20 protein-coding genes are annotated in these 20,747 nt (G+C 66.8%); 7 read left to right on the top strand and 13 right to left on the bottom strand.

The annotated features are described in order from the left end of the window. Positions 1-258 precede the first annotated feature (258 nt). A complete protein-coding gene (locus A9975_RS28660) occupies positions 259-1,197 on the top strand; it encodes a MurR/RpiR family transcriptional regulator (RefSeq protein ID WP_150983851.1) in 939 nt (312 codons plus the stop codon). Here A9975_RS28660 and A9975_RS28655 read toward each other — a convergent pair. The 4 genes from A9975_RS28655 to A9975_RS28640 all read right to left on the bottom strand — a co-directional run bounded on the left by A9975_RS28655 (position 1,109) and on the right by A9975_RS28640 (position 6,532). Next, a complete protein-coding gene (locus A9975_RS28655) occupies positions 1,109-3,547 on the bottom strand; it encodes a DNA internalization-related competence protein ComEC/Rec2 (protein WP_183035687.1) in 2,439 nt (812 codons plus the stop codon). The two genes, A9975_RS28660 and A9975_RS28655, sit on opposite strands and share 89 nt — an antisense overlap. A 73-nt stretch (positions 3,548-3,620) precedes the next feature. Further along, the gene (locus A9975_RS28650; RefSeq protein WP_183035686.1) at positions 3,621-4,511 is read right to left on the bottom strand and encodes a TatD family hydrolase; all 891 of its coding nucleotides are present in this window, start codon (positions 4,509-4,511) and stop codon (positions 3,621-3,623) included. Positions 4,512-4,539: 28 nt separating this feature from the next. After that, positions 4,540-5,289 (bottom strand): lipoprotein-releasing ABC transporter ATP-binding protein LolD, encoded by a 750-nt coding sequence (gene lolD, locus A9975_RS28645; protein WP_183035685.1) that lies wholly within the window; start codon positions 5,287-5,289, stop codon positions 4,540-4,542. Continuing rightward, complete coding sequence (locus tag A9975_RS28640) at positions 5,282-6,532, bottom strand: lipoprotein-releasing ABC transporter permease subunit (protein WP_150983847.1); 1,251 nt, start codon at positions 6,530-6,532, stop codon at positions 5,282-5,284. Before A9975_RS28640 ends, lolD begins: the two co-directional genes overlap by 8 nt. Positions 6,533-6,692: 160 nt before the next feature. Here A9975_RS28640 and A9975_RS28635 point away from each other — a divergent pair, with 160 nt between their 5' ends. Continuing rightward, positions 6,693-7,817, top strand: a complete 1,125-nt coding sequence (locus tag A9975_RS28635; protein ID WP_183035684.1) for a hypothetical protein — start codon at positions 6,693-6,695, stop codon at positions 7,815-7,817. Between the two features lie 27 nt (positions 7,818-7,844). Beyond that, positions 7,845-9,542 (top strand): single-stranded-DNA-specific exonuclease RecJ, encoded by a 1,698-nt coding sequence (gene recJ, locus A9975_RS28630; RefSeq protein WP_183035683.1) that lies wholly within the window; start codon positions 7,845-7,847, stop codon positions 9,540-9,542. A gap of 21 nt (positions 9,543-9,563) precedes the next feature. Here recJ and A9975_RS28625 read toward each other — a convergent pair whose 3' ends face one another. Then, complete coding sequence (locus tag A9975_RS28625; protein WP_183035682.1) at positions 9,564-10,286, bottom strand: peptidoglycan DD-metalloendopeptidase family protein; 723 nt, start codon at positions 10,284-10,286, stop codon at positions 9,564-9,566. 211 nt (positions 10,287-10,497) lie between these two features. Between A9975_RS28625 and prfB the strand changes: the two genes are divergently transcribed. The 4 genes from prfB (at position 10,498) to A9975_RS28605 (ending at position 15,105) form a co-directional block, all read left to right on the top strand. Next, positions 10,498-11,602, top strand: a protein-coding gene (gene prfB / locus A9975_RS28620) for a peptide chain release factor 2 (protein ID WP_183035681.1) whose coding sequence is annotated in 2 segments (ribosomal slippage) — positions 10,498-10,578 and positions 10,580-11,602 — 1,104 coding nt in all. Because the reading frame shifts where the segments join, the coding sequence is not laid out codon by codon here. 98 nt (positions 11,603-11,700) lie between these two features. Then, positions 11,701-12,471: an SDR family oxidoreductase gene (locus tag A9975_RS28615; RefSeq protein WP_183035680.1), complete on the top strand. Its 771-nt coding sequence runs from the start codon at positions 11,701-11,703 to the stop codon at positions 12,469-12,471. Between the two features lie 40 nt (positions 12,472-12,511). Continuing rightward, complete coding sequence (gene lysS / locus A9975_RS28610) at positions 12,512-14,050, top strand: lysine--tRNA ligase (protein WP_183035679.1); 1,539 nt, start codon at positions 12,512-12,514, stop codon at positions 14,048-14,050. Between the two features lie 272 nt (positions 14,051-14,322). Further along, complete coding sequence (locus A9975_RS28605) at positions 14,323-15,105, top strand: glycine zipper 2TM domain-containing protein (RefSeq protein WP_183035678.1); 783 nt, start codon at positions 14,323-14,325, stop codon at positions 15,103-15,105. A 59-nt stretch (positions 15,106-15,164) separates the two neighbouring features. On the opposite strand, the gene iscX is transcribed toward A9975_RS28605, so the two are convergent. From iscX to A9975_RS28565, 8 genes are all read right to left on the bottom strand, one after another. Continuing rightward, entirely contained in the window at positions 15,165-15,359 is a 195-nt protein-coding gene (iscX, locus tag A9975_RS28600) for a Fe-S cluster assembly protein IscX (RefSeq protein WP_183035677.1), read from the bottom strand. A 56-nt stretch (positions 15,360-15,415) separates the two neighbouring features. Continuing rightward, entirely contained in the window at positions 15,416-15,754 is a 339-nt protein-coding gene (gene fdx / locus A9975_RS28595) for an ISC system 2Fe-2S type ferredoxin (protein WP_150983839.1), read from the bottom strand. A gap of 42 nt (positions 15,755-15,796) precedes the next feature. Further along, positions 15,797-17,659, bottom strand: a complete 1,863-nt coding sequence (gene hscA, locus A9975_RS28590; protein WP_183035676.1) for a Fe-S protein assembly chaperone HscA — start codon at positions 17,657-17,659, stop codon at positions 15,797-15,799. Positions 17,660-17,784: 125 nt separating this feature from the next. After that, positions 17,785-18,303 carry a Fe-S protein assembly co-chaperone HscB gene (gene hscB, locus A9975_RS28585; protein ID WP_183035675.1) on the bottom strand — a complete coding sequence of 173 codons (519 nt, stop codon included), beginning with the start codon at positions 18,301-18,303 and terminating at the stop codon, positions 17,785-17,787. A 111-nt stretch (positions 18,304-18,414) separates the two neighbouring features. Continuing rightward, positions 18,415-18,648: a DUF3565 domain-containing protein gene (locus A9975_RS28580; protein ID WP_183035674.1), complete on the bottom strand. Its 234-nt coding sequence runs from the start codon at positions 18,646-18,648 to the stop codon at positions 18,415-18,417. A 28-nt stretch (positions 18,649-18,676) separates the two neighbouring features. Further along, on the bottom strand, positions 18,677-18,997 hold the full coding sequence (gene iscA / locus A9975_RS28575) for an iron-sulfur cluster assembly protein IscA (RefSeq protein WP_017229301.1): 321 nt from the start codon (positions 18,995-18,997) through the stop codon (positions 18,677-18,679). 31 nt (positions 18,998-19,028) lie between these two features. Further along, the gene (gene iscU / locus A9975_RS28570; protein WP_006160178.1) at positions 19,029-19,430 is read right to left on the bottom strand and encodes a Fe-S cluster assembly scaffold IscU; all 402 of its coding nucleotides are present in this window, start codon (positions 19,428-19,430) and stop codon (positions 19,029-19,031) included. A 62-nt stretch (positions 19,431-19,492) separates the two neighbouring features. Next, on the bottom strand, positions 19,493-20,716 hold the full coding sequence (locus tag A9975_RS28565) for an IscS subfamily cysteine desulfurase (RefSeq protein WP_318230773.1): 1,224 nt from the start codon (positions 20,714-20,716) through the stop codon (positions 19,493-19,495). Positions 20,717-20,747 lie beyond the last annotated feature (31 nt).

Below are 20,747 nucleotides of genomic sequence, written 5' to 3'. Positions count from 1 at the left end.
GTGCTATTGTTTGTAGATTTTCTACATTATATCGAAAGCCAATTCGAAAGCACCATGCAGACACGTCACAAAGCGCTTTATTCATGGCAAATTTAGCGCACATAGGTGAAATCCCTAGCTGACCGTCACGCTGAAGCCGCGATGACCCCGCCTCTGATTATGTAGAATATCTACATGCCGCTCGATCCGTCGAGCCACGGACTCCGGGGCCAAAGCCAGAACAATTCCCCGGCACAGACAGCCCATCCCTGCCCTACCATGCGCGACCGAATTCTTGCCGTCTACGACACGCTTCGCCCCTCCGAACGCCGCCTTGCCGACTATGTCGCCCGCCACGGCGCTAGCGTGATCCGCTTGTCGATGCCCGAACTGGCCGAGCGCGCGGGCGTGTCCCAGCCCACCATTGCGCGCTTTTGCGCGGCGCTGGGCTACGACGGCTTTCGCGAGTTCAAGCTCCAGTTCGCCCAGAACGTGGGCGGTGGCACGCCCTTCGTGCACCAGGACGTCAAAGCCGAGGACCGCCCCGCCGATATCGCCGGCAAGGTGTTCGACCGCACCATCGCCACCCTGATGACCGTGCGCAATGCACTGTCGGCAGACCAGATCGAACATGGCATCCAGCTGCTCGCCGCGGCCAGGCGGATCGAGTTCTATGGCTGCGGCAACTCGGGCATCGTCGCCCTGGATATCCAGCACAAGTTCTTCCGCCTTGGCATGCCCACGGTGGCCTATTCGGACTCGCACGTCTTCAGCATGTCGGCGGCGCTGCTTGGACCCGGCGACGTAGCCGTGCTGGTCTCCAACAGCGGGCGCACATGGGACATGCTGGCCGCCGCCACGCTCGCTCGCGCCAGCGGTGCCAGCGTGCTGGCGCTGACCCACAGCGGCTCGCCGCTGGCCGCGCTGGCGGATGTCTGCGTGTTCTCGGACGTGGAGGAAGACAGCGAGGTCTACACGCCGATGACCTCCCGCATCTGCCACCTGGTGCTGGGCGACGTGCTGGCAGCGGGCGTCGCCCTGGAGCGCGCCGACACTGTCTCTGCCGGCCTGCAGCGCGCCAAGGCGCACCTGCGCGAGCGCCGCATCGCGCAGGCCGAGCCCGCGCATCTCAGCGAGGCGCAGGCGGCGCCGCGCGCCAGTAGCGCCGCGCGTGCTGGCGGTAAGCCTGCAGCGCGTAAGACTCGCCGCGCGTCGTAAGCTGGACCGCGCCGGTCTCGTCGCTGCGATAGCGGGCGATCTCGTGCGAGCCGTAGCGGTCCCAGATCTCGGGCCGAGGATGCCGGTGGCGGTTGCGGTAGCCCACCTGGAACAGCGCGACCTCCGGCGCCACCACGGCCAGGAACGCCCCGCTCGATGAGGTGTTGCTGCCGTGATGCGGCACCTGCAGGAAGTCCGCGCGCAAGTCTTGCGTGGACAGGCGTGCCAGCAGCGCCGCCTCGTCGCGCCGGCCGATATCGCCGGTCAGCAGCAGGCTGCGCGCGCTGCCTGCCACCTTGAGCACGCAACTGCGCGCATTGCTGTCGATGGCGGCATTCTGCGCGATGCCCGGCAAGGGATGCAGCATGGCAAAGCGCACGCCATCCCACTCCCACTGCTGCCCCGCCTCGCAGGGCCGCGCCTGCAGTTGCGCAGCGCTCGCCGGCGGCACCAGCAGCCGATGTCCCGCCGGCGCGCCCGATAACAGGCTGTCCACCGGCAGCGCCGCCATGATGTCGCGCGCACCGCCAGCGTGGTCCGCGTCTTCATGGCTGATCACCAGCGTGTCCAGCCTGCGCACCCCCGCGCCGCGCAGGAACGGCACGATGTCCCGCGCGCCGGCACTGTTGCCCAATTCGCCACGCGCGGCGCCCCAGCCGTAAGCCGGCCCGGCATCGTAGAGCAGCACGCGCGAGCGCGTTTCCACCAGCACCGCCGTGCCCTGCCCGATATCGATCGCGGTGGCGCGAAACTCCCCGTGCGCCACTGGCTGCCGCCCCGCCAGCACCATCGGCAACAGCAGTACCACGCCATGCAGGCGCGCGCGCACGCCACAGGGCACGGGCGCCAGCAACAGCAGCGAGCCGAGCACCGCCAGCGCCAGCGCTACCGGCCCGGCGCGCGCGGCCTGCCATACCGCCCACGGCGGCGCCGACAGCCACTCCAGGCCCAGCACCAGCCAGTGCAGCAGCAGATGCGCGGGGCCAAGCAGCCAGCCCGCCAGCGGCGCGGGCACCGCCGCCGCCAGCAAGGCCATGGGCGTCACCAGCAGGCTGATCAGCGGGATCGCCGCCGCATTGGCCAGCGGCGAAATCACCGAGACCTGCTGGAACAGCAGCAAGGTCATCGGCACCAGCCCGATCGTGACGGACCATTGCGTGCGCGCCGCCTGCGCAAGGCTGGCGCGGACACGCTGCCAACGCGCCGGCGCGGACTGGTTTGCCGGTTGCGCCGCGGCCAGGAAGATCACACCCACCGCGCCGAACGAAAGCCAGAACCCGGGCGACAGCACCGCCCAGGGGTCGAGCCCGATCGCCACGAACGCCGCCCAGGCCAGCACCAGCGAGCCCGGCGGCGTGCGCCCGCTCCATAATGCCAGCGCCGCCACCACCAGCATCGACACGGTGCGCAGCGCCGGCACCTGCATGCCCGCCAGCAGTCCGTAGACGAGGCCCGCGATCACCGCGCCCACCAGCGCGGCGCGGCGCGCCGGCCACCACAGCGGCAAAGGCCGCGACAGCCATCGCCCGAGCCCGAACGAATGCCGCCACAGCCAATAGACGAAGCTGGAGAACAGGCCGGAAATCATGGTGATATGCAGGCCGGAAATGCTGATCAGGTGGCCGATGCCGGTGCGCGTGAACAAGGTCCAGTCCCGCTGCTGGATGCCGTGCTGATCGCCCACCACCAGCGCCGCCAGCACCGGGGCGAAGCGGGCATCGGGTGGCAGGCTTTGCAAGACGTGATCGCGCACCTGCGCCCGCCATCGCGCGATCCGCCACGCGAGCCGTTCGCCGACAGCGTCCTGCGGCTCGCCGATGGCATCGCGCACGTAGCCAGTGGCGCCAAGCCCGGCCGCCATCAGCCAGAATTCGTAATCGAAGCCATGCGGGTTGGCCAGGCCATGGGGCTGCCGCAAGCGCACGGTGAAGACGTAGCGCTCGCCCGGCCGCAAGCCGGCCGGGGCATCCTCCCAGCCCAGCAAGACGCGGGGCGGCATGCCCGCCGCATCGTCAAGCGCGAACACGAAGCGCTGGCCGCGCGCGGCCTGCGCCGGCAGCCCGGCCACCACGCCACTCACCTGCAGGTCGGCCCCTTCCAGCCCAGGCGCCAGCCGCTCTGCCAGACGAGCCTCGGCGCGCCACGCCGAAGAGCCGAAACCAGCCAGCAGCGACATTACGATCCAGGCCACCCGCGCCCAGCCAGGCCGGCACGTGCGCAGGCACAGCGCGAGCGCGGCCGCCAGCAGCCCGGCAGCCGCCAACATCCACACCGTGCCGCCACGCGGCAGCGAGCCTTGTTGCTGCAGCCACCAGCAGCCCGCCACGAAGGCGAGCAAAAACAGACGCATGCGGACTCCCCCAACGGGTAGATGGGATATCGGATGCGTCTGCTTATACGGCCGTTACCGGCCGCCAGACTTGTCAGGATGAAACGGGTTGGTTTCCGATTGCTTCGGCCGGGGCCAATGCAGGCACTGCAGGCAATGCCGAGGGGAACATGGTTGACGCGAACGCGCCCAGCCGCGGCAAGGCCGCCACGGAGTTGCGCCACATCGCCTGCGCCAGCGGCGCGGCATCCAGCCCGCGCAACTCGCCCAGCACGCGCGCCACGCCGGCCACTTCGGCGGGCGTGTTGCGCGCCTTGTGCTGCTCGCCGAACTGGTCGTCGGACAGCCAGGCGGGCGCGATGTCGGGTGCGTCGGTTTCCAGCACGATGGCATCGAGCGGCAGCTCCGCCGCCAGGCGCCGGATCTGGTTGGCGCGACTGAAGGTCAGGTTGCCGCCGAAGCCCAGCTTGAGACCCTGGTCGATAAATCCGCGCGCCTGCTGCACGCTGCCGTTGAAAGCATGGGCAATGCCCTGGCGCACGCCGATGCGGCGCAACTGGGCCGCCACCTGGTCCTGCGACTTGCGCACATGCAGCAGCACCGGCAAGTCCAACTCGCGCGCAATCTTGAGTTGCTCGGAATAGATCCAGGCCTGGTGCGCGGCATCGAGGCCGGGCACGAAGAAATCGAGCCCGATCTCACCGATGCCGACGAAGCGCGGATCGGCCAGCGAGGCTTGCGCCTCGCTGCGCAAAGCGTCCAGGTCGGCCTGCCCCGCGCCCGGCGTGCACAGGGGATGGATCCCCAACGCGTAGACGCAGCTGGCGTGGCGATGCGCAAGCGCCCGCACCGCGGCAAAGTTCGACACGGCTACCGCCGGCAGCACGATGCCCGTCACCCCCGCCGTGGCAGCGGCGGCGGCAACGGTGTCACGGTCGGCATCGAATTCGCCGGCGTCGAGGTGGCAATGCGTATCGATCCACATGGCAGGTTCCGCTGGCGCCCGGGCGCGCTCAGCGCTCGCGGTGGATATGCCCGTCGCGCAGTCGCAGCACGCGATCGCAGCGGCTGGCCAGGTCGAGGTCGTGGGTCACGATGACAAAACTGGTGCCCAGCGTGCGCGACAGCTCCAGCATCAGGTCGTAGACCCCGCCCGCGGTATGGTCGTCCAGGTTGCCGGTGGGCTCGTCGGCCAGCACGCAGGCCGGGCCGCCCACCAGCGCGCGGGCGATCGCCACCCGCTGGCGCTCGCCGCCAGACAGCTCGCCGGGCCGATGCTGCGCCCGGTCGCCCAGCCCCACGCGCTCAAGCACCGTCATCGCCGCCGCGCGCGCCTCGGGCTGGCGCAGCCCGCGGATGCGCATCGGCATGGCCACGTTATCCAGCGCGGTGAACTCGGGCAGCAGATGGTGGAACTGATAGATGAAGCCCAGCTCGCGGTTGCGCACGATATTGCGCTCGCTCTCGCGCAGCGCGGTGAAAGGCCGGCCCTTCAAGGCGACCCGCCCGCTGTCCGGGTTGTCGAGCCCGCCCAGCACATGCAGCAGCGTGCTCTTGCCGGAACCCGAAGCGCCCACGATGGCGACTTTCTCGCCCGCATCCACCCGGACATCCACGCCCTTGAGCACGGTCACGTCCAGGCCGCCCTGGCGGAAGCGCTTGGTCAGGCCTTCGGCCAGCAGCACCGGCATATCCGAGCCGGCCTTGCCAGCGGCGTGCGCGGCATTGCCGGCCGGTGCGGCGTGCATCAGGGTTTCACTCATAGCGCAGCGCCTCCGCCGGGTTGACGCGGGCGGCACGCCAGCTTGGGTAGAGCGTGGCCAGGATGGACAGCACGAAGGAGACGATACCGATGGTCGCAATGTCGTTCACGCGGGGATCCGAGGGCAGTTCGCTGATGAAATAGATGTCGCGCGGCAGGAACTGCACATGCAGCAGCCGTTCGATAAAGGGCACGATCACATCGATGTTGAAGGCGATCAAGGCGCCACCGGCAACCCCCGCGAGCGTGCCGATAAAACCAATGGCAACGCCCTGCACGATAAAGATCTTGGTGATCGAGCTCGGCTGGGCGCCCATGGTGCGCAGGATGGCGATGTCAGCCTGCTTGTCCGTCACGGTCATGACCAGCGTGGACACCAGGTTGAAGGCCGCCACCGCGATGATCAGCGTCAGGATGATGAACATCATGCGCTTCTCGGTCTGCACCGCGGCAAACCAGTTGCGGTTCTGCTTGGACCAGTCCCGCAGGTAGAGCTCGCCCGAGAGCGTGCCGGCCAGTTCGTCTGCTACCTGGGGGGCGCGCTGCATGTCCGTCAGTTTCAAACGCACGCCGGTGGGCCCGGCGAGGCGGAACATGGCTTCGGCGTCGCGGATATTGATCAGCGCCAGTGCGTTGTCGAACTCGAAATGGCCGGACGAGAACACGCCCACCACCGTGAACTGCTTGAGCCTCGGCAGCACCCCGGCCGGCGTGATGGTGCCCTGCGGCACCACCAGCGTGACCTTGTCGCCCACCTGCACGCCCATCGCGTTGGCCAGCTCATTGCCCAGGGCGATGCCGAACTCGCCCGGAAGCAGGCGCTCCATGCTGCCGCCCCGGAACTGCTTGCCGATATCGGAAACCTTGGGTTCTTCCGAAGGCTCGACCCCGCGCAGCAGCACGCCGCGCACGGCGTCCTCGCGGGTCAGCATGGCCTGCGCGGCCACATAGGGCGCTGCACCGATCACTTCCTTGTTACGCATCGCCTCGGCGGCGGTCTTCTGCCAGTCGGGCAGCGCCCCGGGGCCGACCACCTCGATGTGCGACAGCACGGAGAGCATGCGATCGCGCACTTCTTTCTGGAAACCGTTCATCACCGACAGCACCACGATCAGCGCCGCCACGCCCAGCGCAATGCCGAGCATGGAAATCATCGAGATAAAAGAAATAAAGGTGTTGCGGCTGGCGCGCTTGCTTGCGCGGGTGTATCGCCAACCGATCTGCCACTCGTAAGGAAAGTTCAAGAGGGTTCCTGTTGTTAAGGAGAAACGCCGGCGCCACACCGCCGACGCCGCTGATGACTTGCTGGCCGCTCACCCGGGGCGCCGCTCGCGCCACTGTCGCAGCCGGGCCGGGGACGATATTTCCGCCGCCAGCCAGCCGCAAGTTTACAATCTCGGCACCATGATGACGCACCTGACCCTGATTGTGCCCTTTTCTGTCCCGCCCGGCGCCGCGATCGACGCCGACGGTGGGGGCAACGACGCCATGCTCGAAGCCCTGCTGCGGCAATTGGAGTTGCCGGCGCTGGGAAAGTTGCTCACGCGCGCCAGCCCCGGCCCGCGCGAGCGACACGACGACCCCTTCCTGCGCGCGCTGCCGCATGAGCGCTGGCTGGCCGGGCGCGCCGGGCTCGACACGGCCCGTGTGCCCAGCGCCCCGTACATGCGCCTGGCCGACATGACCGCCGCCGGCAACGGTGCCACGGCGGACGATGGCCAGGCCTGGGCCTGCCTGCAGCCGGTGCATATCCATGCCGCGCGCGACCACTTGGTGCTGATGGACCCGGCTCTGCTGCATATCCGGGCCGAGGAGTCCGCCGCCCTGCACGCCGCGGTGGCGGGGCTGCTGCAGGAATCCGGCATTGTGCTTGAAACACCGCACCCGGCGCGCTGGTACATCCCGCAAGCCGTGTTCGGGCCACTTGTGGCCGCCAGCCCGCTGCGGGCCACCGGCCGCAATATCGATGTGTGGATGCAGGCCGGCGAGCGCGCTCGCGACTGGCGCCGGATCCAGAACGAAATCCAGATGACCTGGTACGACCATCCGGTGAACCAGGCCAGGGAAGCCGCGGGAGAGTTCTCCGTCAATTCGGTCTGGCTCCACGGCGGCGGCACCCTGCAGCCGGTGCCACGCCTGGCGGACACGGTACTGACCGGCGACGCCTTCCTGCGCGGCCTGGCGCTGGCCGGCGGCGCGGCATGCCAGCCCCAGCCGCCGCGTTTCAAGGCAATCCAGGCGATGCAGGGCAGCGCCATGGCGCTGCTGGACGACGCCATCGAGTCCCATATCGCCCAGGACTGGGGCCTGTGGATCGAGCGCATGCACACGCTCGACGCCGAATGGTTCGCGCCCGCCCTGGCCGCCCTCGAAGCCGGGCAGTTGCAGGCGGTCACGCTCATGCTGTCCGGCGACAACCACTACGCCGAGTTCACCGTGCGCCGCGCCGACCTGCGCAAGTTCTGGCGCGGCCTGGGCCAGCGCGGCGACTGGCGCGCGCTGCTGTCCGACCTCGCCTATGCCGCCTGATCCCCTGGTTTTCCGCAAGACCCCGCAATGACAAAAATCGCTGTTCGCTCTTTTTCCACCGAGCACGCTGGCAAGCTGGCCGGGTTCGGCCTGCATCCCACGCTGGCACGCATCCTCTCGGCACGCGGCGTACGCGAGCCGGCCGAACTCGCCACCGAGCTGCCCGGCCTGGTGCCGCCGGCGGCCATGAAAGGCATCGACCACGCGGCCACCTACCTTGCCGACGCCATCGCCGCGGGCCGGCGCCTGCTGATCGTGGCGGACTATGACTGCGACGGCGCCACCGCCTGTGCGGTGGGCGTGCGCGGTTTGCGCATGCTGGGAGCGCGCATCGACTACATCGTGCCCAACCGCTTCGAGTACGGCTACGGCCTGACCCCGGAGATCGTGGCGCTGGCCGCCAGGCAGCAGCCGGATGTGATCGTGACGGTGGACAACGGCATCGCCAGCGTCGACGGCGTAGCGGCGGCCAATGCGCTCGGCATCGACGTGGTGGTGACCGACCACCACTTGCCCGGCGACCAGTTGCCCGACGCGGCGGTGATCGTCAACCCTAACCAGCCCGGCTGCGAATTCCCCAGCAAGAACCTGGCGGGCGTGGGCGTGATGTTCTACGTGCTGCTGGCCTTGCGTGCCGAACTGCGCCGCCGCGGCGTGTTCGACGCGCAGACCCAGCCGCGCCTGGACACCCTGCTGGACCTGGTGGCGCTAGGCACGGTCGCCGACGTGGTCAAGCTCGACAGCAACAACCGCATCCTGGTGGCGCAGGGCCTCAAGCGCATGCGCGCCGGCCGCATGCACGCCGGCGTGGCCGCCCTCTTCCGCGCCGCCGGGCGCGAGGCCACGCGCGCCAACACCTTCGACCTGGGCTTTGGCGTGGGCCCGCGCCTGAACGCCGCAGGGCGGCTGGCCGACATGTCGCTAGGCATCGAATGCCTGCTGACCGACGACGCCAACCGCGCCTGGGAGATCGCCCAGGAACTCGACGGCATGAACCGCGAGCGGCGCGATATCGAAGCCGGCATGCAGCAGGAAGCCTTGCAGATCCTGGAAGGCCCGCTGGGCGCGCTGGATCCGGCCGCGCGCTTTACCGTCAGCGTGTTCAACGACACGTGGCACCAGGGCGTGATCGGCATCGTGGCCTCGCGGCTCAAGGAGAAGTACCACCGCCCCACCATCACCTTCGCCCCGGGCGACGAAGACACGATCAAGGGATCGGGCCGCTCCATCCCCGGCTTTCACCTGCGCGATGCGCTGGACCTGGTGTCCAAGCGCCATCCCGGCCTGCTCAAGAAGTTTGGCGGCCACGCCATGGCGGCGGGCCTGACCCTCAGCGCCGACAGCTTCGGGCAGTTCATGGAAGCGTTCGAGGCGGTGGGGCGCGAATGGCTGAGCGACGAGCAGCTGGCGCGGGTGATCGAGACCGATGGCGACATCGAGGATGGCTGCTTCAGCCCGGAATTCGTCTCGCTGCTGGAGCAGCAGGTCTGGGGCCAGGGATTCCCGGCGCCCACCTTCTGCGGCGAGTTCGACGTGCTGCGCCAGAGCGTGCTCAAGGGCAAGCACCTGAAGCTGCAGCTAGGGCGCGGCAGCCAGCGCTTCGATGCGATCTGGTTCAACCATGCGGAGTCGCTGGGCGCCAGCGCGCTGGTGGCCTACCGGCTCGACAACAACACCTTCAACGGCATCACACGGGTACAGATGGTGATCGAGCACGCGCAGTAGCGCGCTCGGCCAGCAGGTGGCTTAGCCACGCGACGGCAGCAGCCCCGCCGGATCCACCGGCTTGCCGTTGTTGCGTACTTCGAAATGCAGCTCGCTGTCGGCCGTGCCCATGCGCCCGACCTCCTGCCCGCTGGCTACCTGAGCGCCCTCGCTGACCGAGGGCTTGTCCAGGTTGCCATACACCGTCAGCCAGTTGTCGTCGTGCTTGACGATCACCAGCATGCCATAGCCGCGCAGGTCGCCGACGTGGATGGCCTTGCCGGCGGCGGCCGCGCGCACCACGCTGCCGGGCGCGGTGTTGATGCGCAGGCCCTTGCTGGCAGGCGGCCCGTAGCCGGCGGTCACGCGGCCGTCGGCCGGCCATTGCAGGCGGATGCTGGTGGCGGGCGCGCGCGACGGCGCGCTGTTGTCCACCCGAGGGGTATCCCCGACCGCCACCGGGCCGTTGCCGGCAGCCGTGCCGGCAACGGCGCCAGCCGGCGGGCGGACCCGCAGCAGTTGCCCGACTTCGATCCTGTCCGCGCTGGGCAGCTGGTTCCAGCGCACCAGGTCGCGCACGGCGCGCTTGTGCCGCCGGGCCACGGTGTACAAGGTGTCGCCACTCTGCACCCGGTAGTAACCATCGGGCGCGGGTTCGCTGGCCAGGGTGCCGCAGCCGGCGGCCAGGCACGCCGCGGCGGCGGCGGCCAGCAGGCCAAGCGCGCGGCGCCGCGCGTTCGTCTTGTCGTGGTTGCTTTGCTTCATCACGTACTTATCGTCCCTCCCTGTCCTTAACTTGAAGCCTGCCGGGTGGCCAGCCTTGGGCCGACGGCGCGTTCGAGTCTGCCATGACGCACCCGCAACTGTAGACCCTCCAGGAGGCAAACCGTTCGAAATCGCGCAACAGACGCGATCAGAGTCGGGGCAAAAGCCCCCGATCCGCTATAATTCAAGGTTTTGAAAGCGCAGGAACATCATGGAAGCAGAACGCCTCAACGCCATCTCCGGTGCCATCTCTGATCTCCGTTCGCGAACGGAAGATCTACGGGGGTATCTTTGACTACGATGTCAAAGTAGGACGACTCGACGAAGTCAACGGCGAACTCGAGGACCCCGAGGTCTGGAACAACCCCAAGCGGGCCCAGGATCTCGGCAAGGAAAAGAAAATGCTGGAGGGCGTGGTCGGCGTGCTCAGCAAGCTCACGGACGACCTTAGCGGTGCCGAGGAGCTGTTCGAGCTCGCCCGCGAAGAAGGCGACGACGACACGCTGGAAGCCATCGAGACCGACGTTTCCGGCTTCGAAGCCATCGTCGCCGACATGGAATTCCGCCGCATGTTCTCCGGCGAAATGGACCAGGCCAACGCCTTTATCGACATCCAGGCCGGCGCCGGTGGTACCGAAGCCTGCGACTGGGCGTCGATGCTGCTGCGCCAGTACCTGAAGTATTGCGAGCGCAAGGGCTTCAAGGCCGAAGTGCTGGAAGAGTCGGAAGGCGACGTGGCGGGGATCAAGAGCGCCACGATCAAGGTCGAGGGCGAGTACGCGTTCGGCTACCTGCGCACGGAAACCGGCGTGCACCGCTTGGTGCGCAAGTCGCCGTTCGATTCGTCGGGCGGCCGCCACACGTCGTTCTCGTCGGTCTTCGTCTACCCCGAGGTCGACGAATCGTTCGAGGTCGATGTCAATCCGGCGGACCTGCGCGTGGATACCTACCGTGCCTCCGGCGCGGGCGGCCAGCACATCAACAAGACCGATTCGGCCGTGCGGATCACGCACATCCCGACCGGCATTGTGGTGCAGTGCCAGAACGACCGCTCGCAGCACCGCAACCGCGCCGAAGCCATGTCGATGCTGAAGTCGCGGCTGTATGAGCACGAAATGCGCAAGCGCCAGGCCGAAGCCGACAAGCTGGAGTCGTCCAAGACCGATGTGGGCTGGGGCCACCAGATCCGCTCGTACGTGCTGGACCAGAGCCGCATCAAGGATCTGCGCACCAACGTGGAAATGTCCAACACGCAGAAGGTGCTGGACGGCGACCTGGATCCCTTCATCGTAGCCAGCCTGAAGCAAGGGCTGTAACCACGCAGCGGCGCCACGCCGCCACCACGCGCCCCCGGCAAGGATCGGCGTGTGGCGGCGGCAGGTGCGGCCACTCACCTGCCGGGACAATCTTGACCATGACCGCAGCATCGACCGCAGCAACGCATCTGATCATCATCACGGGCACCTCGCGCGGGCTCGGTGCCTCGCTGACGCAGGCATTGCTCAAACCGGGCAACCGCCTGGTATGCGTGTCCCGCAGCCGCAATCCCGAGCTGGAACGGGCGGCGTCCGCCAGCGGCGTCAAGGTAGCCTGGCACTTGCAAGACCTCTCCCAAGCCGGCCCGTCGGCAACCTGGCTTGGCAGCGTCCTCGATGTCGTCGAGGAGACGCTTGCCAGCGTCACGCTGATCCTGAACGCGGGCATGATCGATCCGATCGGCCCCATCGCCAACCTGCGCGAACCGGCACTGGTGCAGCATCTGCTGACCAACCTGGCCACGCCGATGACCATGACCGCGGCGTTCCTCTCGCACACCGAGCGCTTTGGCTGCCCGCGCAAGATCCTGGCGATCTCCTCCGGCGCGGCGCGCCGCCCGGTCGAGGGCTGGAGCGCGTATTGCGCCGGCAAGGCGGGCCTGGACATGTTCGTGCGCTCCATCAACGCCGAATACGCGCAGGCGCCGGCGGAACGCGCCGTGCGCGCGGTAGCGCTGGCGCCGGGCGTGGTCGATACCGGCATGCAGGCCACCATCCGCAACGCCGACTTTGCGCAGGTGCAGCGCTTCCGCGACCTCAAGGACAACGATCAGCTGGCCTCGGCCGACGACACCGCGCGGCGTATCGCTGCGTACCTGGAGCGGCCTGACTTTGGCAGCACCGAGCTCGACGACATCCGCAATACATGAACCTCGCGCGGGCCTGGCCCGAGCGACTCACCAAGACATCATGACCGAATCCAACCGCGCTCCCGCCGAGACCAACGTCCCGGCCGCAGCCGACGAAAACAAGATCATCGCGGAACGGCGCGAGAAGCTCCAGGCCCTGCGTCAGCAAGGCCCGGCCTTCCCCAACGACTTCCGCCCGACCCACCAGGCCGCCGCGCTGCACACGCAGTACAGCGAGACCGAGCAGGCCGTGCTCGAAGCCACCCCGGTGGAAGTCGCCATCGCCGGGCGCATGATGCTCAAGCGCGTGATGGGCAAGGCCAGCTTTGCCACCGTGCAGGACGGCTCGGGCCGTATCCAGTTCTACATCAGCCGCGATGCGATTGGTGAAGACGTGTACGCCGCCTTCAAGAAGTGGGACCTGGGCGATATCGTGGCCGCCCGCGGCACGCTGATGAAGACCAAGACCGGCGAGCTGTCGGTGGCGGTGACCGAGCTGCGCCTGCTGTCCAAGAGCCTGCGCCCCCTGCCCGGCGATTACTACGGCCTGGCCGACCAGGAACAGAAATACCGCCAGCGCTATGTGGACCTGATCGTGTCGCCGGAAACGCGCGCCACCTTCCGCGCCCGCACCAACGCCATCAGCTCGCTGCGCCGGCACATGGCCAACAATGACTTCATGGAAGTCGAAACGCCGATGCTGCACCCGATCCCGGGCGGCGCCACGGCCAAGCCGTTCATCACCCACCACAACGCGCTGGACATGCAGATGTTCCTGCGCATCGCGCCCGAGCTGTACCTCAAGCGCCTGGTGGTGGGCGGTTTCGAGCGCGTGTTCGAGATCAACCGCAACTTCCGCAACGAGGGGGTGAGCCCGCGCCACAACCCTGAGTTCACCATGATGGAGTTCTACGCGGCCTACACGGACTACCGCTGGCTGATGGACTTTACCGAGGACCTGATCCGCCAGGCCGCGATCGACGCGCGCGGCAGCGCCGTGCTGACCTACCAGGACCGCGAGCTGGACCTGTCCAAGCCGTTCCATCGCCTCACCATCACGCAGGCCATCCAGAAGTTCGCGCCGCAATATACCGACGCGCAACTGGCCGATACGGAATTCCTGCGCGCCGAGCTGAAGAAGTTCGGCATCAACACCGGCGCCCCGCAATTCCTCAACGCGGGCCTCGGCACGCTGCAACTGGTGCTGTTCGAGGAAACCGCCGAAAGCCAGCTGTGGGAGCCGACGTTCATCATCGACTACCCGGTGGAAGTCTCGCCGCTGGCGCGCGCCTCGGATACCCAGCCGGGCATCACCGAGCGCTTCGAGCTGTTCATCACCGGCCGCGAGATTGCCAACGGTTTCTCCGAGCTGAACGACGCCGAAGACCAGGCCGAGCGCTTCCGCAAGCAGGTCGACCAGAAGGATGCGGGCGACGAAGAAGCGATGTACTTCGACGCCGACTACATCCGAGCGCTGGAATACGGCATGCCCCCGACGGGCGGCTGCGGCATCGGCATCGACCGCCTGGTGATGTTGCTGACCGACAGCCCGAACATCCGCGACGTCATCTTGTTCCCGCATCTGCGCCGCGAGGACTGACGCGGCGCGGCAACCTCGCCGGGCTGCCTCGCACAACAAAAAGCCCCGCCAATATTTGGTGGGGCTTTTTGCTTGTGGCTGCGGGATTGTTACAAAGACAGGCCGCGAAGGCCATGTAATTTTGCACACAAGCCCATGATTTAAAAGAAGATTTCAGCCTACAGAAACTTACAAAATCAAACGGAAAATAGCGGTGAGTTGGGCCAAACTAGGTCCATCGAATCGCTAGCCATCAGTACCGCTGACCGGCTGCGTTTTGCGAGGAAAATAATATGTCGAATCCGACCTTGCACCAATCCAACGAGCCTGCCATGCCCGCTTCCCTGCCCACCCAACGCCGCCTGCATCCGCTGGTCGGCGCCGCCGCGGTAGCCATCGTGATCGCCAGCCTGACAGCGGTCGCCGCCATGACCGGCGTGCTGCCTACCAGCAAGGCCATGCAGGGATCGCAGCAGTCCCTGACCGCTCCTGTCGCCGCCAATGGCACCGCCAACGGCACCATCAATGGCGCCGACACCGCGCAACTGCCGGCGCCGGGCAGCACCACGCGGCCGCCCGAGGCCGCGAACCTGGCGCAGGCGCCCGCCCCGGCCGCACCGACACCGGCACCCGCTGCACGCCGCGCCCAGGAGCGCAGCAGCGCCAGCCGCGATGCAGGCTATGGCCCCACGGCCAGCCGCAATGACAACGGCGCCTATGCCGAACGCCAGCCGGCGCAAGGCAGCGCGTATGCCGGCCGTGTCGTCGCCATCACCCCGATCGAAGCGCCCAAGCCGGCCACTGGCCTGGGCGCGGTAGGCGGCGCGGTCATCGGCGGCCTGCTCGGCAACCAGATCGGCAAGGGCAATGGCCGTATCCTGGGCACCGTGGCCGGTGCCGTGGGCGGCGGCTTTGCCGGCAACCAGATCGAGAAGACCGTGCGCAAGGACACCAGCTACCAGGTCCGCGTGCAGATGGACAACGGCAGCCACCGCACCTTCACGTATCAAGCCGATCCGGGCGTGCAGATCGGGGAACGTGTGCACATGCAGGACGGCCAGCTGGTCGCCGGCTGAACCGGCATCCGCAAGAGCGAAAAAAAACCGCGTTTCCGCGGTTTTTTTCGTTCCAGCCCTTATTCCGCCTCTTCAATCCAGGCGGATTGAATCGCTTCCAGGATCTTCTCGCCCGAGCGATCGGCCGCATCGGCAAAGCCGTCCAGCTCCATGACCCAGCGGTGCAGGTCGGTGAAGCGGATGGTGGTGGGATCCACGTCCGGGTACTTGTCGTACAGGGCGGCGGCGATGTCGTAGGTGTCGGTCCACTTCATGGGAATTCTCTCCGGTCAGCTCTGTTCAGGCCAGCAAGTCAGCGAACGCGCCGCGCTCAATGCTCTTCCTTGGCATGGTTGATCGTGTACTTGGGGATCTGCACGGTGAGGTCGCTGTCCGCCACCAGGGCCTGGCAGGACAGGCGCGAGTTGGGCTCCAGGCCCCAGGCCTTGTCGAGCAGGTCTTCCTCTTTCTCTTCGGCCTCTTCCAGCGAGTTGAAGCCCTCGCGCACCACCACGTGGCAGGTGGTGCACGCGCAGGACTTCTCGCAGGCGTGCTCGATCTCGATGCCGTTGCTGAGCAACGCGTCGCAAATGCTGGTACCGGCTTTGGCTTCGAACACGGCGCCTTCGGGGCAGAGTTCGACGTGGGGCAATACGATGATCTGTGGCATGGAATGTCCTGGATATAAATAGGGTGCGATTGGCCTCGGGGATCAGCCCAGGTCCTGCACCTTGCGGCCGGCCAGCGCGCTCTTGATCGAGCGGTCCATCCGGCGGGCGGCGAATTCGTCGGTGCCGCGGGACAGCGCTTCCACCGCTGTCTTGATGGCGTGGTGATCTTCGCCTGCGGCAATGTCGCTAGCGGCCGTGATCAGGCGCTCCACGTCGGCACGTTCCTCGGCCGCGAGCAGGTCGCCATCGAGTTCCAGCGCGCGGCGCGTGGCTTCGATGAGGCGCGCGGCATCTACGCGTTCCTCCGCCAGCGCACGGCTCTTCATGTCGTGCTCGGCTTCACGGAAGCTGTCCTGCAGCATGCGGGCGATCTCGTCGTCGGCAAGGCCGTAGGACGGCTTGACGGTGATGGTCGCCTCCACGCCGGATTGCGTCTCACGCGCGAAGACCGACAGCAGCCCGTCGGCGTCAACCTGGTACGTCACGCGAATGCGTGCCGCGCCGGCCACCATCGGCGGGATGCCGCGCAACTCGAAACGCGCCAGCGAGCGGCAATCGCTCGCCAGTTCGCGCTCGCCTTGCAGCACGTGGATGGCGATGGCCGTCTGGCCGTCCTTGAACGTGGTGAATTCCTGCGCGCGGGCGACTGGGATGGTGCTGTTGCGCGGAATGATCTTCTCGACCAGGCCACCCATGGTTTCCACGCCCAGTGATAGCGGGATCACGTCCAGCAGCAGCCAATCCTCGCCGGGGGCGCCGTTGCCGGCCAGCAGGTTGGCCTGCATGGCCGCGCCCAGGGCCACGACCTTGTCCGGGTCGAGGTTGGTCAGCGGCGGCTGGCCGAAGAAATCTCCCACCGCCTTGCGGATGGAAGGAATGCGGGTTGCGCCGCCAACCAGCACGACGCCCTTGACCTCGTCCGCCGCGACGCCGGCATCGCGCAGCGCCTTGCGCACAGGCGACAGGGTCTTTTGCACCAGCGGCGCGGTCAGCTCGACAAAGGTCGAGGCCGGCAGCGTCAGGTGCACGATCTCGCCGCTGTTCAGCACGGCATCGATCACGGTCGAATCAGCCGACGACAACGCTTCCTTGGCCGCGCGGGAGCGCACCAACAGCAGGCGCATATCCTCGGCAGACAGCGGCTGCAGGCCGGCCTGCTCGACGATCCAGCACATCAGGCGCTGGTCGAAATCGTCGCCTCCCAGGGCGGAATCGCCGCCGGTGGCCAGCACTTCGAACACGCCCCGGCTGAGCTTGAGGATGGAAATATCGAAGGTGCCGCCGCCGAGGTCGTACACCGCGTAGATGCCTTCGGATGCGTTGTCCAGGCCATAGGCGATGGCTGCCGCGGTCGGCTCGTTGAGCAGGCGCAACACTTCAAGGCCGGCAAGCTGCGCGGCATCCTTGGTGGCCTGGCGCTGCGCGTCGTCGAAATAGGCGGGCACCGTAATCACCGCGCCGACGAGCTCGTCGCCAAGCGAATCCTCGGCACGCTGGCGCAGCGTGGCCAGGATTTCCGCCGAGACTTCCACCGGACTTTTCACGCCGGCCGCAGTCTTGATCTGCACCATCCCGGGCGCGTCGACGAAATCGTAGGGGCTGTGCTCGATATGTGCGACGTCGCGCAGGCCGCGCCCCATGAAGCGCTTGACCGAGACGATGGTGTTCTTGGGGTCGTGCACCGCTTCTTCCTGCGCGCGGTAGCCGATCTGCGTGCCCTTGGGCAGGTAGCGCACGACCGAAGGCAGCAGCGCGCGGCCGCTTTCGTCGGTCAGGACTTCGGGAATGCTGTTGCGAACCGCTGCCACCAGCGAATTGGTGGTGCCAAGGTCGATGCCGACCGCGAGCCGCTTCTGGTGGGGTGCCGGCGACATGCCGGGTTCGGAGATCTGGAGCAGTGCCATGATGAATCTTCTTTATTCGTGCGGTGGCAAAAACGGCCCGTCGCACAGGCCGGCTTTGCGCCGGGGCGCCATTGTGGCATGGCTGGGGCGAACTTGCCTGGCGGCGCTGGAGTCCCTCGGGGACCCTAGCCTTCCAGGCGGTCGATCGCCTCGCTGGTGTCGTGCTCGATTTTCTCGATAAACATCAATTGCCTGGCCGCGCTGCCGGCGCCCGCGTTATCGCCGGCATCGAGCAGCGCACCCAGCGCCGCGTGGCGCTCGCGCTTCTCGCCACGCAACTCGCGCAGCAGCGCATCGAGGCGCGCGACATCATTCTCTTCAACTGCTTCCTGCAGGGCCTCGCGCCATTCCATCTGCTGCATCAGGAAGGCGGGCGCCATGGCAGTATTGCTCTCGGCCTGGATATCCACGCCACGCAGCGTCAGCAGGTAGATCGCGCGCTTGAGCGGCTGGCGCAGCGTGCGGTACGCCTCGTTGGCATGCGCGGCCCATTGCATGGCCACGCGCCGCTCGGCATCGCCGGCATTGGCAAAGCGGTCCGGATGCGCCTGCGATTGCACGGTCAGGTAGGCGGCGTCCAGCGCCGCCTCGTCGACTGCATATCCGACCGGCAGGCCGAACAACGCGAAATAATCGTCTTTCAACACCTTCCCCAACAAAAAGGAGCGGCTGCGCCGCCCCTTTGAACTTCCTTCAGCGTGAAAGCGGCACGCTGACCGCGCGGCACAGGCCCCAGCAATATGGCGGCTGTCCGGTCAGGCAGCGCGCTTTGCGCCGCTGCCCGCCCAATCCGCCGGCGGCTCCGCCCGATCGCATTTCAGGCAGTTCACCAGCTCGCCCATCCTGGCCGCTCGCCCCTGCGGGGTCAGCGTCCACGGACGCATCTGCCAGGGCGGATCATGGCGCATATGCTGACCATGCCCGCAATCGAGTTCCGCCACCCAGTGGCTTTCCTCGTCCTGGCGAAAGCCGACAATGCTGCGTTTCATCGTATCCGGCGTGCTGATGCCAGCACGCTCAAACCCGGAACGACTCTCCGCAACCGCATTCATCCTTTACGTTGGGGTTGTTGAAGCGGAACCCCTCGTTCAGGCCTTCACGCGCGAAATCGAGCTCGGTGCCATCGATATACGGCAAGCTCTTGGGATCGACGATCACCTTGATGCCGTGCGACTCGAACACGCTGTCTTCCGGCAACAGGTCGTCGACGTACTCCAGCTTGTAGGCCAGGCCCGAGCAGCCGGTGGTCTTGACGCCGAGGCGCAGGCCAACGCCCTTGCCGCGGCGGTCCAGGTAGCGCGCCACATGCTTGGCGGCCTTCTCGGTAAGCGTGATCATCGCTGCTTCATCCCTTGATTGAACGCGGAACTCAGGCGGCCTTCTGCTCGGCGCCTTCGTGCTTCTTCTTGTAGTCCTCGACCGCTGCCTTGATGGCATCTTCGGCCAGGATGGAGCAGTGGATCTTCACCGGCGGCAGCGCCAGTTCTTCGGCGATGTGCGTGTTCTTGATTTCCAGTGCCTGATCCACGGTCTTGCCCTTGACCCATTCGGTCACGAGCGAGGAGGACGCGATGGCCGAGCCGCACCCATAGGTCTTGAACTTGGCGTCTTCGATCACGCCAGCTTCGTTGACCTTGATCTGCAGCTTCATGACGTCGCCGCAAGCGGGCGCGCCAACCATGCCGGTGCCCACGGCGTCGTCGTTCTTGTCGAACGAGCCAACGTTGCGGGGGTTTTCATAGTGGTCGAGAACCTTGGTGCTGTATGACATTTTGGCTACCTCTTGGCGTATCGGTATTTATGGGGTCTTGCGTGGGTCTTGGCGCCTGGTGCTTAGTGCGCGGCCCACTGGATGGAATTCAGGTCCACACCGTCCTTGAACATTTCCCACAGCGGCGACAAATCGCGCAGCTTGGCGATCTTGCTCTTGAGCAGTTCCACGGTGTAATCGACTTCTTCCTCGGTGGTGAAACGGCCCACCGTGAAGCGGATGGAACTGTGCGCGAGTTCGTCGTTGCGGCCCAGGGCGCGCAGCACGTACGAAGGCTCCAGCGACGCCGAGGTGCAGGCCGAGCCCGACGACACCGCCACGTCCTTGATCGCCATGATCAGCGATTCGCCTTCGACGAAGTTGAAGCTGACATTGAGGTTATGCGGCACGCGTTGTTCCAGGTCACCGTTCAGGTAGACCTCTTCCATGCCCGACAGGCCACGCCACAGGCGATCGCGCAGCATGCGGATACGTTCGTTTTCCGTAGCCATTTCCTCGCGAGCGATGCGGAAGGCTTCGCCCATGCCCACGATCTGATGCGTGGCCAGCGTGCCCGAACGCATGCCGCGCTCGTGACCGCCGCCGTGCATCTGCGCTTCCAGGCGCACGCGCGGCTTGCGGCGTACGTACAGCGCGCCCACGCCCTTCGGGCCGTAGGTCTTGTGTGCCGAGAACGACATCAGGTCGCACTTCAGCGTGTTCAGGTCGATCGCCACCTTGCCGGTGGCCTGGGCCGCGTCGCAATGGAAAATGATGCCCTTGGCGCGGCAGATCTCGCCGATCTGCGCCACGTCCTGGATCACCCCGATCTCGTTGTTGACCAGCATCACCGACACCAGGATCGTGTCAGGGCGGATCGCCGCCTTGAGCACTTCGATGTCGACCAGGCCGTTGTCCTGCACATCGAGGTAGGTCACCTCGAAGCCCTGGCGCTCGAGCTCACGGGTGGTGTCGAGCACAGCCTTGTGCTCGGTCTTCACCGTGATCAGGTGCTTGCCCTTGCCCGAATAGAAATTGGCCGCGCCCTTGATGGCGAGGTTGTTGGACTCGGTTGCGCCCGATGTCCACACAATCTCGCGCGGATCGGCGCCCACCAGTGCCGCCACCTGCTCACGCGCTTCTTCCACCGCGCGCTCGGCATCCCAGCCGTAGGCGTGGCTGCGCGAAGCCGGGTTGCCGAACTGTTCACGCAAGTACGGAATCATCTTGTCCGCCACGCGCGGGTCTACCGGCGTGGTGGCTGAGTAATCCATATAGATGGGGAAATGTGGGGTGCTCATCGTTATGACTGCCTTTTAGGGACCGCTATGCTTGACG

The organism is Cupriavidus sp. UME77 (assembly GCF_014170355.1).
In the GTDB taxonomy this organism is placed as follows: domain Bacteria; phylum Pseudomonadota; class Gammaproteobacteria; order Burkholderiales; family Burkholderiaceae; genus Cupriavidus; species Cupriavidus basilensis.
Note: the sequence above shows the minus strand (reverse complement) of the source record. Positions and strands in the feature narration are given on the sequence as shown.

Coding starts and splice junctions, on each gene's coding strand:
- A9975_RS28660 (WP_150983851.1), top strand. CDS start 259: ATGCGCGACCGAATTCTTGCCGTCTACGACACGCTTCGCCCCTCCGAA.
- A9975_RS28655 (WP_183035687.1), bottom strand. CDS start 3,547: ATGCGTCTGTTTTTGCTCGCCTTCGTGGCGGGCTGCTGGTGGCTGCAG.
- A9975_RS28650 (WP_183035686.1), bottom strand. CDS start 4,511: ATGTGGATCGATACGCATTGCCACCTCGACGCCGGCGAATTCGATGCC.
- lolD (WP_183035685.1), bottom strand. CDS start 5,289: ATGAGTGAAACCCTGATGCACGCCGCACCGGCCGGCAATGCCGCGCAC.
- A9975_RS28635 (WP_183035684.1), top strand. CDS start 6,693: ATGATGACGCACCTGACCCTGATTGTGCCCTTTTCTGTCCCGCCCGGC.
- recJ (WP_183035683.1), top strand. CDS start 7,845: ATGACAAAAATCGCTGTTCGCTCTTTTTCCACCGAGCACGCTGGCAAG.
- A9975_RS28625 (WP_183035682.1), bottom strand. CDS start 10,286: ATGAAGCAAAGCAACCACGACAAGACGAACGCGCGGCGCCGCGCGCTT.
- A9975_RS28615 (WP_183035680.1), top strand. CDS start 11,701: ATGACCGCAGCATCGACCGCAGCAACGCATCTGATCATCATCACGGGC.
- lysS (WP_183035679.1), top strand. CDS start 12,512: ATGACCGAATCCAACCGCGCTCCCGCCGAGACCAACGTCCCGGCCGCA.
- A9975_RS28605 (WP_183035678.1), top strand. CDS start 14,323: ATGTCGAATCCGACCTTGCACCAATCCAACGAGCCTGCCATGCCCGCT.
- iscX (WP_183035677.1), bottom strand. CDS start 15,359: ATGAAGTGGACCGACACCTACGACATCGCCGCCGCCCTGTACGACAAG.
- fdx (WP_150983839.1), bottom strand. CDS start 15,754: ATGCCACAGATCATCGTATTGCCCCACGTCGAACTCTGCCCCGAAGGC.
- hscA (WP_183035676.1), bottom strand. CDS start 17,659: ATGGCACTGCTCCAGATCTCCGAACCCGGCATGTCGCCGGCACCCCAC.
- A9975_RS28580 (WP_183035674.1), bottom strand. CDS start 18,648: ATGAAACGCAGCATTGTCGGCTTTCGCCAGGACGAGGAAAGCCACTGG.
- iscA (WP_017229301.1), bottom strand. CDS start 18,997: ATGATCACGCTTACCGAGAAGGCCGCCAAGCATGTGGCGCGCTACCTG.
- iscU (WP_006160178.1), bottom strand. CDS start 19,430: ATGTCATACAGCACCAAGGTTCTCGACCACTATGAAAACCCCCGCAAC.